The sequence below is a fragment of the Pseudomonas nitroreducens genome (genome assembly GCF_014204515.1).
Lineage (GTDB): Bacteria > Pseudomonadota > Gammaproteobacteria > Pseudomonadales > Pseudomonadaceae > Pseudomonas > Pseudomonas nitritireducens_A.
In genome coordinates this window covers 177,030-186,873 of sequence record NZ_JACHLI010000012.1, presented here as the reverse complement: position 1 = coordinate 186,873, position 9,844 = coordinate 177,030, and the positions used below count along the sequence as shown (strand labels likewise).

General features: G+C 65.1%; 11 protein-coding genes. 7 read left to right on the top strand and 4 right to left on the bottom strand.

The annotated features are described in order from the left end of the window. Positions 1-428: 428 nt before the first annotated feature. Positions 429-1,007 carry a TetR/AcrR family transcriptional regulator gene (locus tag HNP46_RS16900; protein WP_184590969.1) on the bottom strand — a complete coding sequence of 193 codons (579 nt, stop codon included), beginning with the start codon at positions 1,005-1,007 and terminating at the stop codon, positions 429-431. Between the two features lie 168 nt (positions 1,008-1,175). Here HNP46_RS16900 and HNP46_RS16895 point away from each other — a divergent pair, with 168 nt between their 5' ends. Continuing rightward, complete coding sequence (locus HNP46_RS16895; RefSeq protein WP_184590967.1) at positions 1,176-1,613, top strand: hotdog fold domain-containing protein; 438 nt, start codon at positions 1,176-1,178, stop codon at positions 1,611-1,613. Between the two features lie 11 nt (positions 1,614-1,624). Next, entirely contained in the window at positions 1,625-2,479 is an 855-nt protein-coding gene (locus HNP46_RS16890; RefSeq protein ID WP_184590965.1) for an alpha/beta hydrolase family protein, read from the top strand. 33 nt (positions 2,480-2,512) lie between these two features. On the opposite strand, the gene HNP46_RS16885 is transcribed toward HNP46_RS16890, so the two are convergent. Then, complete coding sequence (locus HNP46_RS16885; protein ID WP_184590963.1) at positions 2,513-3,505, bottom strand: YhdH/YhfP family quinone oxidoreductase; 993 nt, start codon at positions 3,503-3,505, stop codon at positions 2,513-2,515. Positions 3,506-3,575: 70 nt separating this feature from the next. After that, on the bottom strand, positions 3,576-4,604 hold the full coding sequence (gene sohB / locus HNP46_RS16880) for a protease SohB (protein ID WP_184590960.1): 1,029 nt from the start codon (positions 4,602-4,604) through the stop codon (positions 3,576-3,578). Between the two features lie 211 nt (positions 4,605-4,815). Here sohB and HNP46_RS16875 point away from each other — a divergent pair, with 211 nt between their 5' ends. From HNP46_RS16875 to HNP46_RS16860, 4 genes are all read left to right on the top strand, one after another. Continuing rightward, positions 4,816-5,526 (top strand): histidine phosphatase family protein, encoded by a 711-nt coding sequence (locus HNP46_RS16875; RefSeq protein WP_184590957.1) that lies wholly within the window; start codon positions 4,816-4,818, stop codon positions 5,524-5,526. A gap of 58 nt (positions 5,527-5,584) precedes the next feature. After that, positions 5,585-5,896: an SCP2 sterol-binding domain-containing protein gene (locus HNP46_RS16870; protein WP_017519529.1), complete on the top strand. Its 312-nt coding sequence runs from the start codon at positions 5,585-5,587 to the stop codon at positions 5,894-5,896. A gap of 333 nt (positions 5,897-6,229) precedes the next feature. Further along, positions 6,230-7,297, top strand: a complete 1,068-nt coding sequence (locus tag HNP46_RS16865; RefSeq protein ID WP_184590954.1) for a phosphotransferase family protein — start codon at positions 6,230-6,232, stop codon at positions 7,295-7,297. A 28-nt stretch (positions 7,298-7,325) separates the two neighbouring features. After that, complete coding sequence (locus tag HNP46_RS16860) at positions 7,326-8,093, top strand: SDR family oxidoreductase (protein ID WP_045208354.1); 768 nt, start codon at positions 7,326-7,328, stop codon at positions 8,091-8,093. A gap of 147 nt (positions 8,094-8,240) precedes the next feature. Here HNP46_RS16860 and HNP46_RS16855 read toward each other — a convergent pair whose 3' ends face one another. Further along, positions 8,241-8,885 (bottom strand): hypothetical protein, encoded by a 645-nt coding sequence (locus HNP46_RS16855; RefSeq protein WP_184590952.1) that lies wholly within the window; start codon positions 8,883-8,885, stop codon positions 8,241-8,243. Between the two features lie 157 nt (positions 8,886-9,042). Between HNP46_RS16855 and HNP46_RS16850 the strand changes: the two genes are divergently transcribed. Next, positions 9,043-9,822, top strand: a complete 780-nt coding sequence (locus HNP46_RS16850; protein WP_184590949.1) for a TSUP family transporter — start codon at positions 9,043-9,045, stop codon at positions 9,820-9,822. Positions 9,823-9,844: the final 22 nt, after the last annotated feature.

The following is a 9,844-nucleotide window of genomic DNA, read 5'->3' as shown; positions in this document are numbered from 1 at the left end:
CAAGTTGAAGGGACTGAGCCCCGTTCAATACAGGGCTCAGTCATTGGCAGCTTAGCGGCCCAGTCCAACTGTCCAACTTTCGGGGGTCAGTTCATATGCGGGGCTTTTTCGTTTCTGCGGAGCGCAATTCTGCGGAAGCTTTCGTAGGGCGCATAACGCGCCAGCGTTATCCGCAACCCTGTGAGCGGCGGATAACCTGTTCCAGGTTATTCGCCCTACGGTCCCGCACTGGCGACCTCGTAGGAGCGGACTCCGTCCGCGATGCTATCCGGCGCGCTGCGAACCTATCGCGGACGGAGTCCGCTCCTACGCCTATTCAAGCAAGCGCGACTGGCTGGTAGGAGCGAGCTTGCTCGCGAACCCGCCCAGCTTCAGCGCCGCCGGTCAATCCGTTCGCGAGCAAGCTAGCTCCTACAGGGAGCTCCGCCTCAGGCGCGGACGCTGTCCCAGGCGATCTGCGCCAGCTGCTCGCGGCATTCGAACAGGTCCGCCCGCGTGCGCCCGGCCAGCCAGTTGCGCGCGTAGTCATGGGTCGGGCCGATCACCACGGAGTTGAACAGCTCCGCCGACAGCGCCTTGAACGCCCCGGCCTTGCGATGCTCGGCCAGCAACTCGGCGATCCGCCGCCCCTGCTGCCGATTGGCTTCGCGCAACTCCTCGCCCACCTCCCCCGCCTCCACGCGCCCCCGGCTGTGGAGGATGAAACGCGCCCACTCGGGATTCGCCGACACCCAGTCGATGTAGGAAGTGACGAACAGCTTCACCACCGCCTCAGCGCTCTTCGCTTCCTGCAGCCCCGCATCGAGCAGCGCCGCGTACTGGCCGACGCCGGCCAGGTACAGCGCACCGATGATCCGCTCCTTGTTGCCGTAATGGTGGTAGAGGCTACCGATGCTGGCACCGGAGCGATCACGGATCATCTCGATGGTAGTGGCGTCCACGCCGGATTCACTGAAACAGGCCAGTGCGGCCTGGAGGATGTCGTCTTTGCGGGAAGGTCGGGCCATGGGGGTCCTGGGGAGTGAATCATTCCAGAATAAAATTCTAGAATAATCTTCTAGAATTACTTTCTAATCTTCGTATACTGCCTGGGCGCGCAGGTCTCTTCAATCGCAGTACTTCAATGAGAGCTCTTCAATCCCAGCTTGCCCACCCCATCAGCTTGCGGAGTCACCATGAGTCAGATGCTGCAGATGTTCCAACAGGCCGGCCCGGCGCAGTTCAGCGCCATGATCGGCCAGGTCGCCCCCTACTTCTCCACCATCGCCCCGCAGTTCGTCGAGTTGCGCCCAGGCTACGCAGAGGTCACCTTTCCCAAGCGCCGCGAAGTGCTGAATCACATCGGCACCGTGCATGCGATTGCCCTGTGCAACGCTGCCGAACTGGTGGCCGGAACCCTGACCGACGTGTCGATCCCCAAGGGACGCCGCTGGATTCCCCGCGGCATGACGGTGGAATACCTGGCCAAGGCCGAGGGCGACGTGCGCGCCGTGGCCGACGGCCTGACGATCGACTGGAACCAGGAAGGCGACATCACCGTGCCGGTGCTGGCCTACGTCGGTGACAAGAAGGTCTTCCGCGCCGACATCACCATGTACGTCAGCCAGGCCTGAGGGACGATGCCATGATCACCCCGCTCCCCCGCCCGCTGGACAACGGCAACGGCCACAGCCTTTCCAGCCACTGGTACTACCCACGCGGCGAGGCCCGAGGGGCGGTGCTGATCGTCCCCGCCATGGGCGTCGAACAACGCTTCTACACAGCCTTCGCCAACTGGCTGGCCGAGCGCGGCTACCTCACCGTGACCTTCGACTACGTGGGCATGGGCAAGTCCCGCGCCGGCCACCTGCGCGATCTTGACGTCGATGTCGTCGCCTGGGGTAACCACGACTGCAGCGCGATGCTCGACGCGGTGGTCGAAGCCGCCGGCGACCTGCCGGTGTACTGGATCGGCCACAGCCTCGGCGGGCAGATCCTGCCCTTCGTGCGCGGCAACGAACGCATCCTGCGCGCCTTCACCATTGCCACCGGCAGCGGCTATTGGCGCGAGAACACCAAGGGCTTGCGGCACAAGGCCTGGCTGCTCTGGTACCTGCTGGCGCCAACCCTCACTCCGCTGCTGGGCTACTTCCCCGGCAAGCGCCTGGGCGTGGTCGGCGACCTGCCGCGCGGGGTGATCGAACAATGGCGACGCTGGTGCCTGGATCCGGAGTACGCCGTGGGTGCGGAAGGCGGCGCGGTGCGCGAGGCGTATTCATCGGTACGCACGCCTATCACGTCGATCTCCTTCACCGACGACGAGATGATGTCCGGGCGCAATACCGAGTCGCTGCACGGTTTCTACCGTGGCTCGCCGAAGACGCTGAAGCGGATCGATCCGCAGGATATCGGCGTGAAGCGCATCGGCCACTTCGGCTTCTTCCGTAGCCAGTTCGCCGATTCGCTGTGGGCGGATTACCTGTTGCCGGACCTGGGCTGACACCCAGGCCCGGCGCGGGCATCGAGCGGAGTATCAGTCGAGGGTCACCAGCACCCGGCCGACCAGCTTGCCGGCGAGAATCTGGTGGATGGCGGCCGGCAGGTCATCGAGCTTGACCTCGCGCACCGCCGCTTCGAGGTTGTCGAGCTTCCACTGCAGGGACAGCTTGTCCCACATGGAAGCCTTGACCACCAGCGGCAGCTCCACCGAGTCCACGCCCAGCAGGTTCACGCCGCGCAGGATGAAGGGCAGCACGGTGGCCTTGAAGGCGGCACCCGCAGTCAGACCGCAACAGGCGACACTGCCGCCGTACTGCAGCGACTTGACCACGTTGAACAGGATGTCGCCGCCCACGGTGTCCACCGCACCAGCCCACTGCTCGCGCAGCAGCGGCTTGTCGATGCCATCGGAGACGGTGGCGCGGTCGAGAATCTGCCGCGCGCCGAGGCGGTTCAACAGCTCGGCCTGCTCCAGCTTGCCGGTGGCCGCAGCCACGGTGTAGCCCAGTTGCGCCAGCAGCATCACCGCGATGCTGCCCACGCCGCCGGTGGCACCGGTAACCAGGATCGGCCCGGCGGACGGCGTGACACCGGCGCGCTCCAGCTTGTCGACGCACAGCGCGGCGGTCAGGCCGGCAGTGCCGAGGATCATCGATTCGCGCAGCGACAGGCCCTGCGGGCGCTTGATCAGCCAGGCCGCGGGCACGCGGATGTACTGGCCGAAGCCGCCCGGCGTGTTCATGCCCAGGTCGTAGCCGGTGACGATGACTTCATCGCCCGGCGCGAACTCGCCGACCGAGGATTCTTCCACCACACCGGCGGCATCGATGCCGGGAGTGTGCGGGTACTTGCGGGTGACGGCGCGGTTGCCGCTGGCGGACAGCGCATCCTTGTAGTTCAGCGAGGAATACTTCACCCGCACCAGCACTTCACCCGCCGGCAGATCGGCCACCTGTCGCTCGATCACCTGCAGGTCATGCACGCCGTGCGCGCTTTCGGTGACCCACAACGCCTTGAATGCACTCATCTCGACCCTCCTCATTCGAATTCGGAACGGGCGCGATCCCGGCGCCCGATGACAATCAGTGCCAGCGGCCTCACTGCCAGAAGCGGCTGCGGCCCAGGCGGTCCCACCAGGTCACCAGCACACGGTCGATCACGCTGCTGACGCCGACGCCGAAGCGCTCCTGGATGGACTTCTTCTGCACATAGCTGAGCTGGTAGACATCCGCCTCGCGGGCGCGTTCGGCCAGGTATTCGTCGCTGGTCTTGAGCTCGTCGACCAGCTTCTTGCCCAGCGCCGCCTGGCCCAGCCAGACCTCGCCGGTGGCGATCTCGTCGATGGCCAGCTGCGGGCGGTAGTGGACGACGAAGCGCTTGAACAGCTCGTGGGTGGTTTCCAGGTCTTCCTGGAACTTCTCGCGGCCCTTCTCGGTGTTCTCGCCGAACACCGTCAGGGTGCGCTTGTACTCGCCGGCGGTGAGTACCTCGAAATCGATGTCGTGCTTCTTCAGCAGGCGGTTGACGTTGGGCAGTTGCGCCACCACGCCGATGGAGCCGAGGATGGCGAAGGGCGCGGAGAGGATGCGCTCGCCGATGCAGGCCATCATGTAGCCGCCGCTGGCGGCAACCTTGTCGACGCAGACGGTCAACGGCACGCCGGCCTGGCGGATACGCGCCAGCTGGGAAGCCGCCAGGCCGTAGCCATGGACCATGCCACCGCCGCTCTCCAGGCGCAGCACCACTTCGTCACGCGGGGTAGCGAGGGTCAGCAGTGCGGTCACTTCATGGCGCAGCTGCTCGGTGGCCGAAGCCTTGATGTCGCCGTCGAAGTCGAGCACATAGACGCGGTTCTTCTCGCCGCCCTTCTTCTTTTTCGCTTCCTTCAGCGACTTCGCCTCAGTCTTGCGCAGGGCCTTGAGCTTGGCCTTCTCCAGCACGCTGTGCTGCAGGCGCTCGCGCAGCTCCTTGTAGAAGTCGTTGAGCTTGTGCACCTCCAGGTGCCCACTGCCGCCGCGGCGGCCACGACCGCGCAGTGCGGCGATCACCACCAGGACGATGACGATGGCCACCACCACGGTGAAAGTCTTGGCCAGGAAACCGGCGTAATCGGCTAGAAACTCCACTCACATCCCCTTTTACAATTCTGTTCGCGCCCGCGCGAGGAGCGCGGCGAATCCCGCAAGCATACCCAGCCCGCCGGCCCGCCACCAGCGCTGGCAAAGCGCTGTATCAGTCCAGCGAATAGCATTCAAACAAGCGTATGTTTTTTCGTTGACAGCCCCAGGTGATCCTCATAACCTCGCCGGAACTTTCAGCCCTGCCGGGAACGTGCGCGTGGGAAGCATCTACCTGATTCGACATGGCCAGGCTTCATTCGGTGCCGACGACTACGATGTGCTTTCGGCCACCGGCGTACGCCAGGCAGAAATCCTCGGCGAGCACCTGGCCAGCCTCGGCCTGCGCTTCGACCGCTGCGTCGCCGGCGACCTGCGCCGCCAGCGCCATACCGCCGAAGCGGTGATGGGCCGGCTCAACGAAGCAGGGATCGAAACCCCCACCCTGGAAATCGACGCCGCCTTCAACGAATTCGAAGCCGACGCGGTGATCCGCGCGCACCTGCCGGACCTGCTGGAGATCGAGCCGCAGGCCCTGCACATCCTGCGCAACGCCGCCGACCACCGCGCCGAGTTCCAGCGCCTGTTCTCCAGCGTGATCGCGCGCTGGGTGTCAGGCGACCACGACAAGGACGGCCTGGTCAGCTGGGCCGAATTCCTCGACACCGTGCACGGCGGCCTCAAGCGCCTGCTGGAATCGGCCAGCGGCAAGGACAACATCGGCGTGTTCACCTCCGGCGGCACCATTACTGCAGTCCTGCAGATGGTCACCGGCATCCCGGCGCTGAACGCCTTCGAGCTCAACTGGCAGATCGTCAACACCTCGCTCAACCGCCTGAAGTTCCGCGGCAGCGAAGTGGCCCTGGCTTCCTTCAACAGTCACGTGCATCTGGAACTGTTGAGGGCGCCGGAACTCATCACCTATCGTTGAGTACCGGCCCATTGCGACGCGAGCGTCGCGCGAGAAAACCTAGAAAAGGAATAGAACCATGAGTGTTGCTGACATCGTTTCCACCATGAAGAGCAAGTTCAACGCCAGCGCGGCCGCCGGCCTGGATCTGGTGTTCCAGTTCAACATCGAAGACGGCGACAACCACTACCTGGTCGTCAAGGACGGTACCTGCGAAGTGGTACAGGGCGATGCCGAGTCCCCCAACGTCACCCTGATCATGGACAGCGAAACCCTCAAGGGCATCACCAGCGGCGAAACCGACGGCATGCAGGCCTTCATGGCCGGCAAGCTGCGCGCCGAAGGCGACATGATGCTGGCGATGAAGCTGGGCGAACTGTTCCCGGTCTGATCCGCGGAAACCTGCCCGCGCAACGCGAAAAACCGGAGTCCCTGGCTCCGGTTTTTTTATGCCCGCGCGCCGCTGCAAGCCCCGGATCAGGCAGCCTGATCGGGGTGCAACACGGGCGCCAATAACGGCGATGCGTGCTTGTGACGGGCGGGAGCGGGCATTAGATTAGCCAATGATCACCCGGCGCCATCATTGCTTTGCCTGATCCTGCCGACACTCATCAGGCACGAGAAGGACGCCGGCCTGCGCGCACCCCGCAGCAAGCCCAAGGCCTTGCGGGGAAGACCAGTACAAGCCCGTAGCAGACGAGCTCGTAGATAAGAAGGGACCAGCATGTCGTTGACCGACCAGACCATCCGCTCCCGCGAAGGCGAAGAACTCGACGCCGCCGTGATCGACGGCTACCTCAAGGACCATATCCCCGGCCTGCAGGGTCAGCCGTGCATCAGCCAGTTCCCCGGCGGTGCCTCGAACCTGACCTACCTGATCCAGTACGACAACCAGGAACTGGTCCTGCGCCGCCCGCCGTTCGGCAAGAAGGCCAAGTCCGCCCACGACATGGGCCGCGAATACCGCATCCTGAACCAGCTCAAGGATGGCTTCCCCTACTGCCCCAAGGCCTACGCCTACTGCACCGACGAATCGGTGATCGGCGCCGAGTTCTACGTCATGGAGCGGGTCAACGGCATCATCCTGCGCAGCGACCTGCCCAAGGAACTGAACCTCGACGCGCCGAAGACCACTGCGCTGTGCAAGAGCTTCATCGACAAGTTCGTCGACCTGCACAATGTCGACTACAACGCCTGCGGCCTGGGTGACCTGGGCAAGCCCGAGGGCTACGTGCAGCGCCAGATCGGCGGCTGGATCGATCGCTACGAGAAGTCCCTGACCCCCGACGCGCCGGCCTGGGAGCAGGTGAAGGTGTGGCTGCGCGAGAAGATGCCGGCCGACCACCACAAGCCGGGGATCGTCCACAACGACTACCGCTTCGACAACGTCATCCTCGACCCGAACAACCCGATGCAGATCATCGGCGTGCTCGACTGGGAGATGACCACCATCGGCGACCCGCTGATGGACCTGGGCAACACCCTCGCCTACTGGATCGAAGCCGGCGACCCGCAGCCGATGCAGATGCTGCGCCGCCAGCCCAGCCACGAGCCGGGCATGCTGACCCGCCAGCAGTTCGCCGACTACTACGCCGAGCGCGCCGGGATCCAGATCAACAACCTCGATTACTACTACACCTACGGCCTGTTCCGCCTGGCCGGCATCATGCAGCAGATCTACTACCGCTTCTTCCACGGCCAGACCCAGGACAAGCGCTTCGCCACCTTCATCCACGCCAACAAGCTGCTGGAACAGGTGAGCCTGCAGGTCATCGGCAAGTCCCGCCTGTAACGGCGCCAAAGAACAAGGAGAACTCCCCATGTCCAAGACCCAACTGTTCGACCTCGAAGGCAAGATCGCCTTCGTTTCCGGCGCCAGCCGCGGCATCGGCGAGGCCATCGCCAAGCTGCTGGCCCAACAGGGCGCCCACGTGATCGTCTCCAGCCGCAAGATCGACGGCTGCCAGGCCGTGGCTGACGAAATCGTCGCCGCCGGCGGCAAGGCCACCGCGATTGCCTGCCACATCGGCGAGATGGAGCAGATCCAGGCCGTCTTCGCGCAGATCCGCGAGCAGTTCGGTCGCCTGGACATCCTGGTCAACAACGCTGCCACCAACCCGCAGTTCTGCAACGTGCTGGACACCGACCTGTCGGCCTTCCAGAAGACCGTCGACGTGAACATCCGCGGCTACTACTTCATGTCCATCGAAGGCGGCAAGCTGATGAAGGCCAACGGTGGCGGCAGCATCATCAACGTCGCTTCGGTCAACGGCGTCACCCCCGGCGAGTTCCAGGGCATCTACTCGGTGACCAAGGCCGCTGTGATCAGCATGACCAAGGTCTTCGCCAAGGAATGCGCGCAGTTCAACATCCGCTGCAACGCCCTGCTGCCGGGCCTGACCGACACCAAGTTCGCCTCGGCGCTGGTGAGCAACGACGCCATCCGCAACGTCGCCCTGCAGCGCATCCCGCTCAAGCGCGTGGCCGACCCGAGCGAAATGGCCGGCGCCGTGCTCTACCTCGCCAGTGATGCCTCCAGCTACACCACCGGTGTGACGCTGAACGTGGACGGTGGTTTCCTCGCATAAGCATTGTCGCAGCAACGAAAAAGGGAGCCGGTTGGCTCCCTTTTTCATGGACGGAAAGTGGGCTTTTCGTAGGAGCGGATTCATCCGCGATTTCTTCATGGCGGATGCCAATCGCAGACGGAGTCCGCTCCTACGCCAGCTGGCAGATCACTGCCAGGACTTCAGCGCCTGGATCGCCGCCGCATTCATCGGCTCGGCGGTCAGCCCGCCGGCGCCGTAGCGCACGGCGAATACCGCCTGGTCCGCCATGGGCAGGTAGTTCACTCGACCGGCCTTCGGGACAAAGGTCAGCAGGTCATGCTGGCCGTCGCGCAGCCAGCGCCACAGGTCGATCCCCAGCGCCTCGTCAGCCAGCGACACCTTGCGCCCCAGGGCCTGCTGCTCGACCGCCAGGAAGCGCCCGCTGAGGTCCTGCAGGCGATAGCCCGGCGCCAGGCCGATCAGCCGCGCCAGCCCCTTCCACTCCAGCACCCGCGCGTCCAACTGCCAGAGATCGCCAGCCAGCTCCACATGGCGCTCGTCGTCGCCTTCGAGCAGGGTCACGTCGTAGCGCTGCTCGGCCACCCTGTGGAAGCTCAGGGTCGCCAGCGGCCGCTCCGGCGGCAGCGGCGCGTAGCTGCGCAGGTCCCAGGCCACCAGCGCGACCAGCACCGCCAGGGCAACGAACAGCATCCCCGCGCTGCCGCGCAGCCAACCCAGGAACCAGTGACGGTCGAACAGGATGCGTGCCGCCACCACCAGGGCCAGCAGCGCCAGGATCGCCACGACCCAGGCCAGACCGTCGTACTGCATCGAATGATTTCCTTCCTCGTAGAAATGCCGGCATTATGCGCACCGCATCCCTGCGCGGCCAGCCAGACCGTCGCAGCTTTCGGGCCCGTTAACGTTTCCTGCCGCACCGCCCTTCACAAGAGGTCGGCGCAGCGGGCCCCCGATCAAGGCCGATCCCATGCCCTTCGAACTCGTTGTAGACCCCACGACCCTGCTCATCCTCGCCGGGGTCGCCTTCCTCGCCGGCTTCATCGACGCCATTGCCGGCGGCGGTGGCCTGCTGACCATACCCGCCCTGCTCACCGCCGGCGTGCCGCCGCACCTGGCCCTGGGTACCAACAAACTCAGCTCGACCTTCGGCGCCGCCGTGGCCAGCTACACCTTCTACCGCCGCAAGCTGTTCGAACCACACAAGTGGCGCAAGGGCGTGATCGCCACCGCCATCGGCGCCGCGCTGGGTGCCTGGGCCGCGCACCTGATGCCGGCGGAGTGGCTCAACCGCATGCTGCCGGTGGTGGTGTTCGGTTGCGGCCTGTACCTGCTGTTCGGCAAGACGCCCGAGGCGCCACTGGACGCCAACCCGCAGATCGCCCAGCGCCGCCAGTGGCCGCAGGGCTTGGGCCTGGGCTTCTACGACGGCGTGGCCGGCCCCGGCACCGGCGCCTTCTGGACCGTCAGCACCCTGCTGATGTACCCGCTGGACCTGGTCCGCGCCAGCGGCGTAGCACGCAGCATGAACTTCGTCAGCAACATCGTTGCCCTGGCGGTGTTCATCGCCTCGGGCCAGGTGGTCTGGCTGCTGGGCCTGTGCATGGGCAGCTCGCTGATGGTCGGCGCCTATTTCGGCGCGCGCACGGCTATCGGCGGCGGCGCCAAGTTCATCCGTCCGGTGTTCATTCTGGTGGTACTGGCGCTGACCGTGCGCCTGGCCTGGCAGCACTGGTTCAGCGCAGTCTGATTTGCCGCTTGCGGCGCCTGAA